Consider the following 18,177-nt stretch of genomic DNA (forward strand, 5'->3'; position numbering starts at 1 on the left):
GTCCTGCTCCGGTCGGCACCGGAGCCGGACCCGGACCGGAGCGGTTCAGGCGACCCCGGTGGCGGGGACGGCGTCGCGGCGCTTGGCGGCCAGGCGGACCGGGTCGGGCCACTTCACCGAGTGCGCCCAGCCGAGCTTCTCGAACACCCAGATCACCCGTGCGCTGATGTCGATCTGCCCGCGCAGCACGCCGTGGCGGGCGCAGGTCGGGTCGGCGTGGTGCAGGTTGTGCCAGGACTCGCCGCCGCTGAGGATCGCCAGCGGCCAGAAGTTCGTGGCCCGGTCCCGCGAGGCGAAGGGCCGGTTGCCCACCACGTGGCAGATCGAGTTGATCGACCAGGTCACGTGGTGCAGCAGCGCCGTGCGCACCAGCCCGGCCCAGAAGAACGCCGTCCAGGCACCGGCCCAGCTGCCCGTGACCAGGCCGCCGACGGCCGCCGGCAGGGCCAGGCTGAGGAAGGCCCACACGATGAACAGCCGGCTGGTGACGCGCAGCCCGCGGTCCTTGAGCAGGTCGGGTGCGTAGCGGGCGGCGTTGGTCTGCCGCCGGTCGAACAGCCAGCCCAGGTGGGCGTGGAACATGCCCTTGAGCAGCGCGCGGGTGTCGTCGCCGTAGCGCCACGGCGAGTGCGGGTCGCCGTCGCGGTCGGAGAAGGCGTGGTGACGGCGGTGGTCGGCGACCCACTGCACGACCGGGCCCTGGATCGCCATGCAGCCGACGATCGCCAGGGCGATCCGCAGCGGACGCGTCGCCTTGAACGACCCGTGCGTGAAGTACCGGTGGTAACCCACGGTGACCCCGAGCAGCGGCACGAAGTAGCAGGCGACGAACAGGCCGACGTCGAGCCAGGACAGTCCCCAGCCCCACACCGCCGGCACGACGGCGGCCAGCGCCAGGAACGGGACGACGACGAAGACGTAGAGCGTCAGCTGCTCGAGGTGCCCCTTCTCCTTCCCCAGCGCGTTGGGCGGCAGGCCCCGGTCGGGATCAGCGGAGCGGAGGGCCGCGGGCCGGGTGAGGGAAGGAGCGGACACATGGCCTCCAGGGGGTCGTCCGTTGCAAGGACGCTCCGGCGCGACTGCCGGTGGCTACGAGCCGTAACCTACGTCACCGGCCGTGACCTCGCCGTCCGAGCCCTCGCCCGCCGCGGCCCGCCCCGCTCCGTGCCCCGCCGCCGCGGGCGCCCTAGGCTCGTCCCGCGGGGCGCCGCCCGGGGACGGCGCCGCGGTGGGGGATGGGGTAATCGGCAGCCCGCCGGCCTTTGGAGCCGGGAAGTCTCGGTTCGAGTCCGAGTCCCCCAGCAGCGCCGAGGACACGCGCCACCCGCGCCGAGGCGCCGGGTCGCCCTCCGGCGGTCCCGCCCACCGTCGGAGGAGTTCCGTGAGCCCGCAGCAGGCAGTCGCCGCCGTCGTCGTCCTCGCCGCCGGGCAGGGGACCCGGATGCGCTCGACCACGCCCAAGGTCCTGCACGAGATGGGCGGGCGCAGCATGCTCGGCCACGTGCTGGCGGCGGCCGCGCCGCTGGGCGCCGGCACGACGCTCGTGGTGGTCGGCGCCGGCCGCGAGGCGGTGGCCGAGCACCTCGCCGCGGTGGCGCCCGCCGCCCGGCCGGTCGTGCAGGAGGAGCAGCGCGGGTCCGGGCACGCCGCCGCCGTCGCACTGGCCGCGGTCCCCGACCTCGAGGGCCCCGTCCTGGTCGTCAACGGCGACGCCCCGCTGCTGACGACCGGCACCCTGACCGCGCTCGTCGACGGGCACCGTGCCGCGGACAGCGTCTTCACCGTCCTCACCGCCGAGGTCGACGACCCGACGGGGCTCGGGCGGATCGTCCGCGGCGCCGACGGCGACCTGCTGGCCATCGTGGAGGAGCGGGACGCCACCGACGAGCAGCGGGCGGTCCGCGAGGTCAACGCCGGCGTGTACGTGGCCAACGCGGCGACGCTGCGCCGGGTCCTCGCCGGGCTCGCCACCGACAACGCCCAGGGGGAGCAGTACCTCACCGACGCGCTCGCCCCGCTGGCCGAGGGCGGGGCGCCGGTCGCCGCCGTCCGCGCCGCGGACCCCGACGACGTCCTGGGCTGCAACGACCGCCGTGAGCTCGCCGCGCGCCGCCGCACGCTCAACGACCGCGTGCTCGACGAGCTCATGCGCTCCGGCGTCACCGTCGTCGACCCGGCCACCACCTGGGTCGACGTCACCGTCACCGTCGAGCCCGACGCGCTGCTCGAGCCCGGTGTCCAGCTCCGGGGGACGACGTCGGTCGCCACCGGCGCCGTCGTCGGGCCCGACACCACGCTGGTCGACACCGCGGTGGGGGAGGGCGCCAGCGTGGTGCGCTCCCACGTCCTCGGTTCGGCCGTCGGACCGCAGGCCACGGTCGGCCCGTTCAGCTACCTGCGCCCGGGCACCGACCTCGCGCGCGGCACCAAGGTGGGCGCCTTCGTCGAGACGAAGAACGTGCGCGTCGGCGAGGGCTCGAAGGTGCCGCACCTCTCCTACGTCGGCGACGCGACCATCGGTCGGGGCGCGAACGTCGGGGCGGCCACGGTGTTCGTCAACTACGACGGGGTGGCCAAGCACCACACGACGATCGGCGACCACGTGCGGATCGGCTCGGACACGATGCTCGTCGCGCCGGTCAGCGTGGGGGACGGCGCCTACACCGCGGCCGGCTCGGTGATCACCCAGGACGTCCCACCGGGGGCCATGGGTGTGGCACGGGCCGCCCAGCGCAATGTGGCAGGCTGGGTGGGCCGTCGCCGGCCGGGCACCGCCGCCGCGCAGGCCGCCGCGGCGGCGACGCGACCGGCCGAGGGTGCGGCCGGCCCCGGGCCCGAGGGGGCGGACCGGCCGGCAGCGCCCGACGTGGACCACGAGCAGTAGGGGCAGCAGAGCCGATGAGCGCGATCCGGCAGACCACCAGCAAGAGCCTGATGCTCTTCTCCGGCCGGGCCTTCCCGGAGCTGGCCGACGAGATCGCCGGCCACCTCGGCGTGACGCCGACCCCCACCGCCTCCTACGAGTTCGCCAACGGCGAGCTGTTCGTGCGCTTCGAGGAGTCGGTGCGCGGCTGCGACGCCTTCATCGTGCAGAGCCACACCGCGCCGATCAACACCTGGCTCATGGAGCAGCTGCTCATGGTCGACGCCGCCAAGCGGGCGTCGGCCAAGCGGATCACCGTCGTCGCGCCGTTCTTCCCCTACGCCCGCCAGGACAAGAAGCACCGCGGCCGCGAGCCCATCTCCGCCCGGCTGGTCGCCGACATGTTCAAGACCGCCGGCGCCGACCGGCTCATGACCGTCGACCTGCACACCGCGCAGATCCAGGGCTTCTTCGACGGCCCGGTCGACCACCTCTTCGCCCTCGACCTGCTGGTCGACCACGTCAAGGCGCACTGGGGCGACCGCGACATCACCGTCGTCTCCCCGGACTCGGGGCGGGTGCGCGTCTCCGAGCGGTGGAGCGACAAGCTCGGCGGCGTCCCGCTGGCCTTCATCCACAAGACCCGTGACCCCATGCGGCCCAACGAGGTGGTCGCCAACCGCGTCGTCGGTGAGGTCGAGGGCCGCGTCTGCATCCTCGTCGACGACATGATCGACACCGGCGGCACCATCGTGAAGGCCGCGGAGACGCTCTTCGAGGCCGGCGCCGCCGACGTCATCGTCTGCGCCACCCACGGCGTCCTGTCCGGCGCGGCGGTCGACCGCCTGAAGAACAGCCGCATCAGCGACGTCATCGTGACCAACACGCTGCCCATCGAGCCGGCCCGCCAGTTCGACAAGCTGACCGTCCTGTCCATCGCCCCGCTGCTCGCCCGCGCCATCAAGGAGGTCTTCGAGGACGGCTCGGTCACGAGCCTCTTCGGCGGCGCGTCGTAGCCGTCCGACGGAGCCGGGTAGGATGGCACCGCCCGGCGAGGGAGCGGTCCTCCGACTCCGTGATCGACGTGCGTGTGCCCTCGAGGGCGTGCCGCGCCGTGTGCCGGCCACCGACGCCAGACCCACCTCCCGAGGAGCACACCACCGTGGCTGACCACCGCCTCGTCGCCGAGCCCCGCACCGAGTTCGGCAAGGGCAGCGCCCGCCGGACCCGCCGCGCCGGCCGCGTCCCCGCCGTCCTGTACGGGCACGGCCAGGACGTCGTCCACCTGTCCCTGCCGGCCCTGGAGTTCGCCGCGGTCCTCCGCAACGGCGGCAGCAACGCCCTGATCACCGTCGTCCTCGACGGCACCGAGCACCTGGCCCTCACCAAGGCGGTCCAGCGCGACCCGCTGACCCGCACCCACGAGCACGTCGACCTGCTGCTGGTGCGCCGCGGCGAGAGGACGACCGTCGAGGTCCCGCTGGTCGTCGTCGGCGAGCCGGGCGTGGACGCGATCACCAACCACCAGCTCAACACCGTCTCGATCGAGGCCGACGCCACCGCGCTGCCCGACACGATCGAGGTGGACGTGACCGGTCGCACGGCCGGCCAGAACATCGCCGCCGGCGACCTCGTCCTGCCGCGGGGAGCCACGCTGGTCACCGACCCGGAGGCGCTGGTCATCGGCTTCCTGGGCGCCCCGACCGCCGAGGCCCTCGAGGCCGAGCTCGCCGAGGCCGAGGCCGAGGCCGGCATCGAGCGCGAGGAGTCCGCCCCGGCCGAGGGCGGCACCGGCGAGGGCGACGTCGTCCCCGAGCCGCAGGCGCAGGGTGGCGGCGAGTCGATCGAGTCCACCGAGAACAGCTGAGGTCTGCACTGACCGAGAGCACGACCCGCAGGGGCGCCGGCACCGCCGGCGCCCCTGCGGCGTCCCCTCCCTCGGAGGGGCCCTTCCTCGTCGTGGGGCTGGGCAACCCGGGACCCGGCTACGCCGGCAACCGGCACAACGTCGGGGCGATGGTCCTCGACGAGCTCGCCGCCCGGATGGGCGTGAAGCTCACCGCGGGCAAGGGCGCCCGCGCCCGCGCGCTGGCCGGTGAGGGGCGCCTGGCCGGCCGCCGCGTCGTCCTCGCCCGGCCGACGACGTACATGAACGAGTCGGGCGGCCCCGTGCGCGGACTGCTCGACTACCACAAGCTGCCGGTCGCCGACCTCGTCGTCGTCCACGACGAGCTCGACGTCCCCTTCGCCGCCGTCCGCCTCAAGCGCGGTGGCGGGGAGGGCGGCCACAACGGCCTGCGCTCCGTCAGCCGCGCCACCGGCACCCGCGACTACCTGCGGGTCCGGGTCGGCATCGGCCGCCCGCCCGGACGCCAGGACCCGGCCGACTTCGTCCTCAAGGACTTCTCCGCCACCGAGCGCAAGGAGCTCGACCTGCTCGTGGCCGAGGCCGCCGACGCCACCGAGGAGCTCCTCGCGCACGGCCTCGAGGCGGCGCAGAACGTCGTCCACCCCCGCAGCTGACCGGGTCGGCCGGGCACCGCCACGACGCCGGCCGTCCCGGCGCACCGCCCGCTCCCGCCCGGGTGCGCCGGACCTCCGCCACGTGGGAACCGGTCGCCGGCCCTCGACGCGCTGACCCTCGTCAGGACCGTGCGCGCCGTGCCCAGCCGCTCCGGCGCCCACCGGGCCCTCCCGACCTCACCCTCCTCCCACCCCACCGGGTGAGGAGTCGAGCCCTCCCTCGTCCCTAGCGTCGGTGCAGCTCCGGGCGCAGTGCTGCACCGGACCGGATCGAAGGACTGACCCATGAACCGCATGAGCATCGCCATGGTGGGCACCCGCGGCGTGCCGGCGCGCTACGGGGGCTTCGAGACCGCGGTCGAGGAGGTGGGCCGCCGGCTCGCCGACCGCGGGCACCGGGTGGTCGTCTACTGCCGCACCCCGCCCGGGGGCGACGCCGGGCGCCCGGAGGAGCACCTGGGCATGGAGCTGGTGCACCTGCCGGCCGCCCGCCGCCGCTCGCTGGAGACGCTGAGCCACACCGCCCTGTCGGTCCGGCACCTGGTGACCCACCGCACGGACGCCGCGATCGTCTTCAACGCCGCCAACGCCCCCCTGCTCCCGGCGCTGCGGGCCGCGCGCATCCCGGTCGCCACCCACGTCGACGGGCTGGAGTGGAAGCGCGCCAAGTGGGGCGGCGCCGGCCGGCGCTACTACCGCGTCGCCGAGGCGCTCGCCGTCCGCTGGTCGGACGTGCTCATCGCCGACGCCGAGGGGATCGCCGAGTACTACCGCGAGGCCTTCGCCGCCCCGACGACGCTGCTGACCTACGGCGCCCCGCTGATCGCGCCGGGGTCGCACCGGCTCGCCGAGCTGGGTCTCGAGCCGGGCGGCTACCACCTGGTCGTCGCGCGCTTCGAGCCGGAGAACCACGTCGACGTCGTCGTCGAGGGGTACACCGCCAGCGAGGCCACTACGCCGCTGGTCGTCGTCGGCTCGGCGCCCTACGCCGACGAGTACACCCGCCGCGTGCACGCCCTGGCCGACTCCCGGGTGCGCTTCCTCGGCGGGCTGTGGGACCAGGAGCTGCTCGACCAGCTCTACGCCAACTGCTGCACCTACCTGCACGGGCACTCGGTCGGGGGCACCAACCCCTCGCTGCTGCGCGCCATCGGCGCCGGCGCGGCGGTGACCGCCTTCGACGTCGACTTCAACCGCGAGGTCGTCCGCGACGCCGGTCGCTACTTCCGGACGCCCCGGGACGTGGCCCGAGAGCTGGCCGCGGTGGAGGCCGACGCGGAGGGCACCCGGCGGGCCGGGCGCCGCGCGCGCATCCTCGCCGCCCGCTACGACTGGGACGACGTCGCCGACGGCTACGAGGAGCTCGCCCGGCGGCTGGTCGCCGGGGAGGTCCCCGCGCGGCGGCCCACCGGCCGCCGCCGGCCGAGCGCCGCCGACCTGCCGCCGGCGCCCCGCCCGGTCCCCGCGGCGGTGCCGGACAACGTCGTGCCGCTCCCGTCGGCCGCCCCGACGACGTGGGACGCGCACCCGGCGGCCCAGCAGTGACCGCGGTCGCGGCCCCGGGCGCCGGGGAGACCCTCGTCGGGACGGTCCGCCGCCTCGCCGGTGCGCAGAAGGGCGCCACGGGCGCCCCGGCCTGGTCCCGCTTCGTCAACCGCCCGCTGGGCCGGGTGCTCGCGGCGCTGGCCTTCCACGCGGGCCTGACCCCGAACGCGGTGACGGCGCTCAGCGCGACCTGGACGGCGTCCGGCATCGCGATCCTCGCCGTCGCGCCGGCCGGCTGGGTCACCGGCGCGGTCGTCACCGCCTGTCTGGTGCTCGGCTACGCGCTCGACTCCGCCGACGGGCAACTGGCCCGGCTCCGGGGCGGCGGGTCACCGGCGGGGGAGTGGCTCGACCACGTCGTCGACAGCGCGAAGAACTCCAGCGTGCACCTGGCCGTCGCGCTCGCCCTCTGGCGGCTCGCGGACCTGCACCCCGGGTGGCTGCTGGTCCCGCTCGGCTTCTGCGTCCTCGCGGTCGTGCACTTCACGGTCACGCTGCTCAACGAGGCGCTGCGCGCCCGGCACGGCGCGCGCACCCGCGCGGAACGGACGGCGGAGCGGCCCGGCGTGCTGCGCTCGCTCCTGGTCGCGCCGACCGACTACGGGGTCCTGTGCCTCGTGTTCGTCCTGCTCGGCGCCCCGGCCGTCTTCCTCGGGGTCTACACGGCGCTGGCGCTGGCCACCGCCGCCTACCTGGTGCTGGCGCTGCGCCGCTGGTACCGCGAGATGGAGGGGTTGACCCGATGAGGCTCCCGGAGCAGTACGGCTCGTGGCGCGGGCCGACCGGCCGGCGGCTGCTGCTGGTCGCCGCCGGGGCCGTCCTGGCCGCCGCGCTCCTGGCGCTCGCCGTCGCCGGCAGCGGTGACGGCGGTCCGGGTGTCTCCGCGGCCCCGACCACGACGGAGGCGACCCCCACGCCCGCGCCCACGGAGATCGTCGAGCCCACCGGCACCGTCCCGCCGCCGCCCCCCACGCCCGAGCCCACCGGTCCCACCGAGGCCGCCGACGAGCTGCCCCCGAGGCTGGCGCCGGTCGCCCTCACCGAGCAGGCCGGCGTCGGCAACGGCGTGACGGCCGCCGTCGAGGGCATCGAGGCGATCGAGGCCGGCGGCCAGGGACCCGGCCAGGTCGGCGGGCCCGCGGTCCGGGTCACCGTGCGGATCACCAACGGCACCGACGCGCCGGTGTCCCTCGACGCCGTCGCCGTCGACCTGTCCCACGGTCCCGGTGCCGCGCCCGCCTCGCCGCTGGACGACCCGTCGTCCGCGCCGTTCACGGGCACGGCCGGTCCCGGCGCCGACGCGACCGGCGTCTACGTCTTCAGCGTCCCCGAGGGGGAGCGCGACGCCCTCACCCTCGCCGTCGGCTACCAGGCCGGCGCGCCCTACCTGGTGTTCACCGGCTCCGCCGACTGACCTCCCGCACCCACCCGGCCGACGCCCGTCCCTCCACCCGGAGGGGCGGGCGTCGCCGTGTCCGCCCGCGGGCACCGGTCACGCTCGGTGACACAGACGGGTGATCGGCGGGCAGTCTTCCGAGGTGGGCCACCCGCCCGGGTGATCCCCCGACCCCTGCGCCCGTGTCACCGTCACTCTCGGTGAAGGGCAGCCCGGTATCCGGCTGCCCGGGAACGTGGGGGAGACGAACGTGTCTGCACGTGTGCGGCGGTCGACGACGACCGCCTACCGGACGATCGCGGGCCTGCTGGGCCTGCTGCTGGTGGCCGGTGTCCTGGGCCTGGCGACACCGACGGCGGCCCGCGCGGACTCCGCGCCGGCCGACCCGGCCGATCCGGCGACCCCGGTCACGGTGACCGCGGACGCGCTGCCGACGGTGCAGATCGGCAAGGCCGCCGACGGCAGGGACGGCGTCGCCTGGGCGCAGGTCGTCGTCGGCGACACCGTCTACGTCGCCGGCCGGTTCACCACCGCCCGCCCCGCGGGCGCGGCGCCGGGCACCCAGGAGGTCCCCCGACGGAACCTGCTGGCCTACGACATCCGCACCGGCCAGCTGGTGACGTCGTTCGCGCCGGACCTCAACGGCCAGGCGCTGGCCATCGCGGCCTCACCCGACGGCACGCGCGTCTACGTCGGCGGTGACTTCACCGTCGCCAACGGGCAGCCGCGCAACCGGGTGGCCGCCTACGACACCCGGACCGGGGCCCTGGTGCCCGACTGGCGGCCCAGCGTGAGCGGTCAGGTGCGCGCGATCGCCGCCTCCGCCGACGCCGTCTACCTCGGCGGGACGATCACCGCCGTCGGCTCGGCCAGCCGCACCCGGCTGGCCGCCGTCTCCCCCACGAACGGCGCCCTGCTGCCGTGGGCCCCGGTGCCCGACGTCGGCCCGACGGACCGCAACGTGCTGCCGGTCTGGCAGGACGAGGCGAACGCGATCCCGAGGCGCGACGCCAGCGGCAACGTCGTCTACGACCCGAAGAACCGGCAGACCAGCAACGACGTCCAGGCGCTGGTGCTCGCCGGCGGCAGCGTGATCGTCGCGGGCCGGTTCGACGGCCTCAACGGGGTCAAGTCGACCGGCATCGGGGCCCTCGACCCCGACAGCGGCGTCACCCGGCCGTTCGAGGTCAACCAGCTGGTCACCAACCAGGGCGTCAACTCCGCGGTGTGGAGCCTGTCCACCGACGGCCGCGCCGTCTACGGCACCGCCTACGACTACTACGGCCCGGGGAACCTCGAGAGCGCCTTCGCCGCCGAGGCGACCGGCGGACGGCTGCTGTGGGCCAGCACCTGCCGCGGGGACACCTACTCGAGCTTCCCGCTGGGCGGGGCCCTGTACACGGCCTCGCACGCCCACCAGTGCGGCAACATCGGTGGCTGGGCCGAGTACAACCCCAAGCAGTTCCGCCACGCGGCGGCCTTCAGCACCGCCGCCACCGGCACCAACGGCCCCTTCACCTGGCAGAACGCCAACTTCGTGCGCCGGCCGGCGCCCTCGCTGCTGAGCTGGTGGCCGATCCTGGCCGTGGGCAGCGCCACGGGCCAGAACCAGGCCGCGTGGTCGGTGACCGGCAACGACCGCTACGTCGTCTACGCCGGGGAGTTCCCCCGGGTCAACAGCACGTCGCAGCAGGGCCTGGTCCGCTTCGCCCTCCCCGGCACGGCTCCCAGCAGGATGGCCCCCACCGGTGGTGGGCTCACCCCCACGGTCACCTCGCCGGCCCCGGGCACCGCGCGGGTCGTCTGGCAGGAGAGCCACGACCCCGACAACGAGGTGCTGACCTACCGGGTCCACCGGGACAACGGCACCACCCCGGTGTACGAGGTCACCACCGGGCAGAGCTGGTGGGACCGTGACCGCCTCTCGTTCACCGACCGCGGCCTGACCGCGGGCACCCACACCTACCGGGTCACCGTCACCGACCCGCAGGGCAACCGCAACACCGGTCCGTGGACCCCGGTCACCGTCGCCGCGGGCAACACGCCGGCCCGGCCCTACGTCCAGGTGGTGCGGGCCGACGGTGCCGAGTCGCTGTGGTCCCTCGGTGAGCGCAGCGGCGCGTCGCTGGACCAGGCCGGCGGCTACGACCTCGCCGTCGGCACGGGGGTGGCGCGCGGCCAGGCCGGCGCGCTGACCGGTGACACGGACACCGCGGCGCAGCTCAACGGCACCAGTTCGGGCCTGGCCGCGAGCACCGTGCAGGTGCCGGCACCGCCGGTCTTCTCGCTCGAGGCCTGGGTCAACACCCGGACGACGTCCGGCGGCATCGTCGTGGAGTTCGGCAACCGCAGCAGCGGCATCGCCCCGAGCCACGACCGCCTCGTCTACTTCGACCGCGCGGGACGGCTGCACTTCGGCGTCTGGCAGAACGCGAAGACCGTCGTCACGAGCCCGCGGGCCTACAACGACGGCCGCTGGCACCACGTGGTCGCCACGTTCCGGGCGGGCTCGATGGCGCTCCACGTGGACGGCGCGCAGGTCGCCGCCCGCTCCGACGTGGTCACGGGCGAGCCCGGCCACGGCTGGTGGCGGATCGGCGGCGGGTACAGCTGGGAGGTCGAGGCGGAGTCCTGGTACAGCGGCCGGGTCGACGAGGTTGCGGTCTACCCGACGGTGCTGTCCGCCGACCGGGTCGCGGAGCACTTCCGCGCCGGCAGCACCGGGACCGTGGGCAACCTGTCCCCGACGGCGGCGTTCACCCACGGGGTCTCCGACCTCACCGCCACGCTGGACGGCTCGACCTCCGCCGACCCGGACGGCACGGTGGCCTCCTGGGCGTGGGACCTCGGCGACGGCACCACCGCCACCGGGCCGACGGTGACCCACGCCTACGCCACGGCCGGCACCTACACCGTCACCCTGCGGACGACCGACGACGACGGGGCCGTGGGCACCGTCTCCCGGCAGGTCACCGTCACCGCGCCGCCGCCCAACCAGGCGCCCACCGCGGCGTTCACGGACGCCGTCAGCGGGCTGGTCGTCGGTGTCGACGGCACCGGCTCGGCCGACCGGGACGGGACCGTCGCCGCGTACGCCTGGGACTTCGGCGACGGCGCCACCGGCACGGGGGCGAGGGCGTCGCACACCTACGCCACGGCCGGGACCTACCCCGTCCGGCTGACCGTCACCGACGACGACGGCGCGACGGGGACCGTGACCAGGGACGTCACCGTGGCACCGCGGACCGGAGGCGGCGTGGTCGCCGAGGACGCCTTCGAGCGGACGGTGACCGGCGGCCTGGGGACCGCTGACGTCGGCGGCCCGTGGACCGCCTCGGTTGGGGCGGCCCGGCAGTCGGTGGCCGGCGGCGCGGCGACCCTGACCCTGCCGACGGCCGGCGCCACCACCGCGGCACACCTCGGTGAGGTGGCGCAGGTGGCGGCCGACGTCCGGACCTCCTTCACGCTGAGCTCCGCACCGACCGGCGCCGGCACGTACGTGTACGTGACCGGCCGGTCGGTCGGGCTCCGCGAGGAGTACCGGGTGCGGGTGCGGGTGATGGCCGACGGCCGGGTCGGCCTGGCGCTGTCCCGGCTCACCGGCGGCACCGAGACCTTCCCGGGCGGCGAGGTCGTCGTCCCGGGGGTGACCTGGACGGCGGGCTCGACGGTCTCCGTGCGGGTGCAGGTATCCGGCGTCGGCAGCACGGAGGTGACCGGGACGGTCTGGACCGGGAACACCGAGCCCGCGCCGCAGCTGACCCGCACCGACACCACCGCGGTGCTCCAGGCGCCCGGCGGACTGGGCCTGGCGGTGCACCGGCCGAGCAGCTCCACGGCCGCGACCACGGTCCGCTTCGCCTCGTTCACGGCCGGCACGCGCAGCGCGGTCGAGCAGCCGCCGGCCAACGCCGCGCCGACGGCCGCCCTCACCGCCGCGGTGACCGACCTGTCGGTCCGCGTGGACGGGTCGGCCTCGTCGGACGCCGACGGCACGGTGGCCGCCCACCGGTGGGACTTCGGGGACGGGACCACGGCCCAGGGGCCCACCGCGTCCCACACCTACCGCCAGCCGGGGACCTACCCGGTGACGCTGACGGTGACCGACGACGACGGTGCCACGCACGCGGTCACCGAGCAGGTGACGGTGTCGGCGCCGCAGGAGCAGCCCCCGTCCGGGCCGCGACCGCTGGCGCAGGACGGGTTCGACCGCCCGGTCAGCGGCGGGCTGGGCGTCGCCGAGGTGGGCGGGGCCTGGACGGTGGCCGTGGGCGGGACCCGGCAGTCGGTGACCGGTTCGGCGGCGGAGCTGGCCCTGCCCCTCGCCGGGGCCAACACCGGCTCCTACCTGGGCGAGGTGTCCACGACCGCGGCCGAGGTCACGACGTCGTTCACGCTGGACACGTCGCCGACCGGGACGGGCACGTTCGTGTACGTGACCGGCCGGCGGGTCGCCGCCGGCCAGGAGTACCGCGTGCGGGTGCGGGTGATGGCCGACGGCCGGGTCGGCCTGGCGCTGTCCCGGCTCACCGGCGGCACCGAGACCTTCCCCGGTGGGGAGGTCGTCGTGCCCGGGCTGACCTGGACGCCGGGCACGGTGCTCGGCGTGCGCGTCGTGACCGCCGGGGTGGGCAGCACCGAGGTGCGGGCCACGGTGTGGGCCGAGGGGCAGGCCGAGCCGGCTGCTCCCCAGCTCGTCCGCACCGACACCACCGCCGCCCTGCAGGCCCCCGGTGGGGTCGGCCTGGGCGCCCACCGGCCGAGCAGCAGCACGGCGGCCACCGCCGTCCGCTTCCCCGGCATCACCGTCACCCCCGTCGGGTGACCGCCGCCGGCCGCGCACCCCGGCGGCCCGCCGTCCCGGGGTGCGAGGCTCCGGGCAGCGCCCCGGCCCGGGGGAGGTGGGGCGGCGCCACCCGGCTGCTCCGGCTGGTGCGGCGGCCGGTCGCCGGGGCGGTGACGGGCCAGGTGACCCAGGCCGTCGCCGGCCTCGTCCTCTCCGTCGCCGCGGCACGGGAGCTGGGAGCGGCCGGGCTGGCCACCTTCTCCCTGACCTACGGGTGCACCGTGCTGGTCACCGCCGTGGTCAGCGGCCTGGTCGGTGACTCGCTCACCGTGCTGGACCGCGCCGAGCCCCGCACCCGCGCCGCCCTGCACGTGTGCGCGGTGGGCGTCGCCGGCGCCGCCGGGCTGGTCGGGGCGCTGCTGGCCGCGGCGGCCGGGCTCCTGACGGGGTGGCCCGCCGTGCTGCTCGGGGCGGCGGTGACCGCCTTCGTCCTCGAGGACACCCTGCGCCGGCTGCTCATGGCCGCCGGCCGGTTCTGGTCACTGCCCGCCGTCGACGGCACCGCACTGCTGGTGGCGGTCGGCACGCTCGGGGCCTGCGCGGCGACCGGACCGCTGTCGCTCGCCTCGTTCGCCCTCGCCCTGCTCCTCGGCCAGACCGCGGCCGCGGCCGTCGCCTGGCAGCGGCTCCCCGCGGCCGAGCGGCGGTGCGGTCCGTGGCGGACCCCTGACCTGGCGGCGGTGTGGAGCTTCGGCGCGTGGCGGGCCGCTGCCCAGACGATCCGGCCGCTGCTGATGACCGGTCTGCGGCTGCTCGTGGTCGCCGCCGCCGGTGCCGCGGCCTACGGGCCGCTGGAGGCCGCCCGGGTCTACACCGCTCCCACCCTGGTCGTCGTCACGGGGCTGGGGTCCTTCCTGCTCCCGCACCTCGTCGCCACCCGCGGGCGGCCGGCCGCCGACCAGCTGCGGGCCGCCGACCGGGTGGCGCTGGTGCTGGCGGCCGTGGTCGCCGCGATCGGGGCGCTGGCGGTCGTGCTGCAGCCGGTGGCCGAGCCGCTGCTCACCGGTGGTGCCTACGCCGTCCCCGGAGCCGCTGTCGCCGGGTGGAGTGCCTACGCGGTGGCCAGCGCGGTCCTGCTGCCCTACGCCGGACTGGCGACGGTCCACCGGCGCCAACGCCGGGTCCTGGGACTGCGGCTGCTCGAGCTCGGCGGGCTGGGCGTCGTGTGCGGCCTGGTCGTGCTGGTCGACGGGGGACAGGTCTGGGCGCCACTGGCACTGGCCGCGGGGCCGCTGCTGGTCGCCGTCGCCGTGCGGCGCACGGTCCTCCGGCCCCTCCTCGGCGCGACCGCGGTCGACGTGCGCCGCGGGCGCGTGCCGGCCTGATCCGACGTCAGCGCAGCGCCAGCCGCTCCTCGACCGCCTGGCGGATGCGGCCCACCACCTCGCCCCAGCTCGGCACCTGCACCGTGGGGCTGGGGCTGGGCGGCCCGGCGAGCTCGGCGCGCACCGCTCCGGCGATCGAGCCCCGGTCGTGCGGGTCGAAGAAGGCGGCGCCGGGCGCCAGCTCGCGGAAGGCGGGGATGTCGCTGAGCACCATCGGGGCACCGGAGAGGGCCGCCTCGACCACCGGCAGGCCGAACCCCTCGTCGAGGGAGGGGAAGACGAACAGCCGGCAGTTGGCGTACAGCCACGCCAGGCTGCCGTCGTCGACCCCGCCGAGGAAGCGGACCCGGGCGTCACCGGGCGCCGGTCCGGCGCCCTTGCCGTCCGGCTCGCCGACGACCACCAGCGGCCGCTCGGGGGTCACCAGGCCACCGCCGGAGACGAGGGCCTCGACCAGCCGGCCGACGTTCTTGCGGACGTTGAGCCGGCCCACGCACAGCAGGAAGCCGCCCGGCGTGAGGCCCACGCCGGGATCGGTGGCCCGCCGGGACCGGAAGGACTCCGGCACGCCCAGCCCGACCGGGACGACCCGGCCGGCCAGCTCCGGCCGGCAGCGGGCGATCCGGTCGCCCTCGGCGCGGGTCGAGGTGAGCACCAGGTCGGCGCGGCGGGCCGACCAGGGCATGCCGGCGAAGTAGGCCCGCTCCACCCGGGTGAAGAACTCGGGGTGCTCGTCGAACATCAGGTCGTGGACGAACGTGGCGCGCAGCGCCCCCGTCCGCAGCGGCGTGTAGTTCTGGGCGAGGACGACGTCGGCGCCGGCCCGGGTGGCGGCCCGGCCGAGCTCGGTGAGGACGCTGACCCCGTGCGGGGAGCGGCGCACCGCCACGACGCCGACCGAGGTCCCCGCGACCAGCTCGGTCACCTGCGGCAGGTGCCGGCGCGGGACCGCGACGGTCAGCTCGTCACCGGGGAAGGCCTCCGCCCAGGTGCGCACGAGCGAGTCGACGACCCGCCGCCCGGACACCTGGCCCTCGATCCACCAGTAGGCGTCGACGACGACCCTCATCCGATCCCCACCTCCCGTCGGTCGTCCGCGGACCGCGCCGCCGGCCCGCCCGGTGGCGCCGACTCGTGCTGCAGCCGCCGGCGGCCACCGCCCTCCGCGAGCAGCGAGACAGCCAGGAAGAGGAGGAAGGCCGGCGTGGCGTCGAACAGGCCGCTCTCCACGACGCTGCGGCCCACCAGGAACACCAGCAGGCCGAGCAGCAGCGCCCGGTGCGGAGGAGGCACCCGCAGGGCTCCGCGCACCACCCACAGCACCCAGCAGGCGGCGATCGCGAGGCCGAGGACGCCGGCCTGGACGAACACCGACACCCAGCTGCTGTCGAGCGGCTGCTCGGTCCACCACTGACCGCGGACCCGGATGACCTTCACCGACAGGCCGCCGCCGAGGACCGCCTGCCAGGCGGAGCCGGCCCACGTGCGGGCGGCGTCCCAGGCGATGAAGCGCGACTCCAGGGTGCCGATGCCGTCGCCGTCGCGGCCGGCGAAGCCGGCCAGCAGGTCGGTGCCGAGGGCCGCCGCCGTGGCGGCCGCCGCGGCGACCGGGCCACCGACGAGGGACCACAGCGGGAACCGGCGGACGTGCAGGACGACGACGAGGACCCCGAGCAGCAGCATGGCCAGCCCGGTGCGCGAGCCGGTCGCCCAGACGACGCCCGTCGCCGCCAGGACGGCGAGGGCGGTGGGCCACCGGCCGCCGCCGAGGAGGAGGGACCACGTGCCGACCAGCACGACGACGCCCGCGAGGAGGGCGAGCTCGTTCGGCGCGAGCGGGGGCAGCCCGCCGGCCAGGCGGCCGGTGGCGGCCGACGGGAGGCCGGTGACGGTCGCGGCCAGCGCCACCAGCCCGCACGCCCGGGTCAGGGCGAGCAGGACCGAGCGGGCGTCGGCGCTGCGCAGCAGCAGGAAGACGGCCAGGCCGACGATCGCCACCCGGGTGGCGACCAGCCCTCCGGAGAACACGCTGCCGGAGGTCCAGGCGCCGAGGACCGATCCGCCCAGCAGGGCGGCCAGCACCCACAGCGTCCCGGTGCCGACCGGTCGCCGGGACCCGCCCGTCGCGGCCAGGAACGCCAGCCCGAGCGCCAGGAGGCCGACCGCCGCCTTCCCCGCGACGACGGTGTCGACGGTCCCCGAGAAGTACTGGCCGCGCCGCCAGCCGACGGTCGCGGCGACGAGGAGCAGCGCGACGGCCAGCTGACCCGCGGGCCGGCGCAGCACCGGCGCCCGGCGGACGGTCCCGGCGCGCGGCGGGGAGGGGCGGCCCGCGGTGGCCGTCACCCGGTCACCGGGAGGCGCGCAGGGCACCGGCCGGCTCGCGGCCCGCCGGCCCGACGCCGGTGGCCGTGGACCCGTCCGTGCCCGGCCGGTCGCCGGAGGTCGCCCGCGGAGCGGACGAGCGGCGCCGCGACGGCCGCGGCACGACGGCGACCGCCGGCCGCCGCACCCCGCCCGCGGCGAGGACGTCCCGCATCTCCTGCAGCTCCGCGGCGGTCACCGCTCCCGACGGCACGACCAGCACGACCGTCTGCCCCTGCTCGGCCGCCCGGCGCCACAGCCGCAGCGGCGCCCGGGGGTCGACGACCTCCAGCTGCACCCGCGACAGGGGCCGTGGACCGGGGATCTGGGCCCGGGAGACGGCGGCGGAGGTGCCCCGGGCCTCCACCGCGGCGCCGATCTCGTCGGCGAGGGCGGCGGCCGCGGGGCCGCCCGCCAGGCCGGGGGAGGTGAGCACGGCGGTGACCGGCGCGTCCTCGGCGGCCAGCACCAGGCGGCGGGCCAGGACGTCGGCCGGCCGCGCGGTCAGCCCTCCCACGCGGCGCCGGCGGTACCGGGTGAGCACCTCGACCGCCCCGCCGCCGTCACCGTCGCCCCAGGCGGCGCGGACGTCGCCGGCCGAGTGCAGCCGGTCGTCGGCCCGGCTCCGGAGGGCGGCGACCGCGAGGCCGAGGAACAGGCCGAGCGCCAGGCCGGCGACGAGGACGTTGCTCACCACGGGTGACGACGGGGACGTCGGGACCGTGGCCGGGTCGGTCACCGTGAGCCGCACCGGCCGGTTGCCCGGTGCCGGTCTCTCGAGGTCCTCGACGACGCTCGCCAGCCGGTCGGCGACCGCGTCGGCGAGGGCGGCGGCCCGCTCGGGGTCGCGGTCGGACACGGCGACGACGACCTGCGAGGTGTCGGCGGGGTTGGTGGCCTCGACCCGGTCGGCGAGCTCGGCCGGCGTCAGGTCGAGCCCGAGGTCGTCGACGACCGCGTCGAGCACCGTCTCGCTGACGGCCACGTCGGGGTAGCTCTTCACCCGCTGCGCCACGAACTGGGCGCTGTTCGGGATCGACGGGGACACCGAGACGAAGACGCTGGCCGAGGCGGTGTAGGTGCGCGGCGCCACCAGCACGACGGCGACCGCCAGCACCACGCCGAGCAGGGTCGCACCGACCCAGACGCGCCACTGGTGCCGCAGCGCGGCGAGGTAGTCGTGCAACTCCATGTCCGTCCCCCGGTGCCACGCCGGCGGACCGGGGCGTGGCCGGTCGGGAGCACCGGCAGCGGGCTCTCGTCGTCGCGACGGTAGATCGGCCGGACGGTGCGCGGGCGCCCGGCGGGGCAGGCC

The 18,177-nt window shown here is 76.4% G+C and carries 13 protein-coding genes and 1 tRNA gene; 10 read left to right on the forward strand and 4 right to left on the reverse strand.

Annotated features, from left to right (window positions below):
- Positions 1-45: 45 nt before the first annotated feature.
- The gene (locus tag JOD57_RS16165) at positions 46-1,035 is read right to left on the reverse strand and encodes an acyl-CoA desaturase (RefSeq protein ID WP_204692947.1); all 990 of its coding nucleotides are present in this window, start codon (positions 1,033-1,035) and stop codon (positions 46-48) included.
- Between the two features lie 194 nt (positions 1,036-1,229).
- Here JOD57_RS16165 and JOD57_RS16170 point away from each other — a divergent pair.
- The 10 genes from JOD57_RS16170 (at position 1,230) to JOD57_RS16215 (ending at position 14,498) form a co-directional block, all read left to right on the forward strand.
- Positions 1,230-1,302: transfer RNA gene (locus tag JOD57_RS16170), tRNA-Gln, on the forward strand.
- A gap of 79 nt (positions 1,303-1,381) precedes the next feature.
- Positions 1,382-2,884 (forward strand): bifunctional UDP-N-acetylglucosamine diphosphorylase/glucosamine-1-phosphate N-acetyltransferase GlmU, encoded by a 1,503-nt coding sequence (gene glmU / locus JOD57_RS16175; protein ID WP_204692948.1) that lies wholly within the window; start codon positions 1,382-1,384, stop codon positions 2,882-2,884.
- Between the two features lie 14 nt (positions 2,885-2,898).
- Entirely contained in the window at positions 2,899-3,879 is a 981-nt protein-coding gene (locus JOD57_RS16180) for a ribose-phosphate diphosphokinase (protein WP_204692949.1), read from the forward strand.
- 146 nt (positions 3,880-4,025) lie between these two features.
- Complete coding sequence (locus JOD57_RS16185) at positions 4,026-4,730, forward strand: 50S ribosomal protein L25/general stress protein Ctc (protein WP_204692950.1); 705 nt, start codon at positions 4,026-4,028, stop codon at positions 4,728-4,730.
- Between the two features lie 92 nt (positions 4,731-4,822).
- Positions 4,823-5,386 (forward strand): aminoacyl-tRNA hydrolase, encoded by a 564-nt coding sequence (pth, locus tag JOD57_RS16190; protein ID WP_307824728.1) that lies wholly within the window; start codon positions 4,823-4,825, stop codon positions 5,384-5,386.
- A 285-nt stretch (positions 5,387-5,671) separates the two neighbouring features.
- Positions 5,672-6,931 carry a DUF1972 domain-containing protein gene (locus tag JOD57_RS16195; protein WP_239568536.1) on the forward strand — a complete coding sequence of 420 codons (1,260 nt, stop codon included), beginning with the start codon at positions 5,672-5,674 and terminating at the stop codon, positions 6,929-6,931.
- On the forward strand, positions 6,928-7,677 hold the full coding sequence (locus JOD57_RS16200; RefSeq protein WP_204692951.1) for a CDP-alcohol phosphatidyltransferase family protein: 750 nt from the start codon (positions 6,928-6,930) through the stop codon (positions 7,675-7,677). The genes JOD57_RS16195 and JOD57_RS16200 overlap by 4 nt, the downstream gene beginning before the upstream one ends.
- Complete coding sequence (locus JOD57_RS16205) at positions 7,674-8,345, forward strand: hypothetical protein (RefSeq protein ID WP_204692952.1); 672 nt, start codon at positions 7,674-7,676, stop codon at positions 8,343-8,345. Before JOD57_RS16200 ends, JOD57_RS16205 begins: the two co-directional genes overlap by 4 nt.
- Before the next feature lie 232 nt (positions 8,346-8,577).
- The gene (locus JOD57_RS16210) at positions 8,578-13,152 is read left to right on the forward strand and encodes a PKD domain-containing protein (RefSeq protein WP_307824729.1); all 4,575 of its coding nucleotides are present in this window, start codon (positions 8,578-8,580) and stop codon (positions 13,150-13,152) included.
- A complete protein-coding gene (locus JOD57_RS16215; protein ID WP_307824730.1) occupies positions 13,149-14,498 on the forward strand; it encodes an MATE family efflux transporter in 1,350 nt (449 codons plus the stop codon). Before JOD57_RS16210 ends, JOD57_RS16215 begins: the two co-directional genes overlap by 4 nt.
- Before the next feature lie 7 nt (positions 14,499-14,505).
- Here the strand turns inward: JOD57_RS16215 and JOD57_RS16220 are convergent, their stop codons facing one another.
- From JOD57_RS16220 to JOD57_RS16230, 3 genes are read right to left on the reverse strand one after another with little or no spacing between them, the layout of a single operon-like run.
- Positions 14,506-15,567: a glycosyltransferase family 4 protein gene (locus JOD57_RS16220; RefSeq protein ID WP_204692953.1), complete on the reverse strand. Its 1,062-nt coding sequence runs from the start codon at positions 15,565-15,567 to the stop codon at positions 14,506-14,508.
- Positions 15,564-16,844, reverse strand: coding sequence for an O-antigen ligase family protein (locus tag JOD57_RS16225; RefSeq protein WP_204692954.1), 1,281 nt, complete (start codon positions 16,842-16,844; stop codon positions 15,564-15,566). Before JOD57_RS16225 ends, JOD57_RS16220 begins: the two co-directional genes overlap by 4 nt.
- Positions 16,845-16,848: 4 nt before the next feature.
- Positions 16,849-18,054: a YveK family protein gene (locus JOD57_RS16230; protein ID WP_204692955.1), complete on the reverse strand. Its 1,206-nt coding sequence runs from the start codon at positions 18,052-18,054 to the stop codon at positions 16,849-16,851.
- Between the last annotated feature and the right edge of the window lie 123 nt (positions 18,055-18,177).

This window comes from Geodermatophilus bullaregiensis, from assembly GCF_016907675.1.
Taxonomy (GTDB): Bacteria; Actinomycetota; Actinomycetes; order Mycobacteriales; family Geodermatophilaceae; genus Geodermatophilus; species Geodermatophilus bullaregiensis.

What these genes read in the sequence shown, in the direction of transcription:
- JOD57_RS16180 (WP_204692949.1), top strand. Translation starts at nt 2,899, where the DNA reads ATGAGCGCGATCCGGCAGACCACCAGCAAGAGCCTGATGCTCTTCTCC.
- JOD57_RS16195 (WP_239568536.1), top strand. Translation starts at nt 5,672, where the DNA reads ATGAACCGCATGAGCATCGCCATGGTGGGCACCCGCGGCGTGCCGGCG.
- JOD57_RS16205 (WP_204692952.1), top strand. Translation starts at nt 7,674, where the DNA reads ATGAGGCTCCCGGAGCAGTACGGCTCGTGGCGCGGGCCGACCGGCCGG.
- JOD57_RS16220 (WP_204692953.1), bottom strand. Translation starts at nt 15,567, where the DNA reads ATGAGGGTCGTCGTCGACGCCTACTGGTGGATCGAGGGCCAGGTGTCC.
- JOD57_RS16230 (WP_204692955.1), bottom strand. Translation starts at nt 18,054, where the DNA reads ATGGAGTTGCACGACTACCTCGCCGCGCTGCGGCACCAGTGGCGCGTC.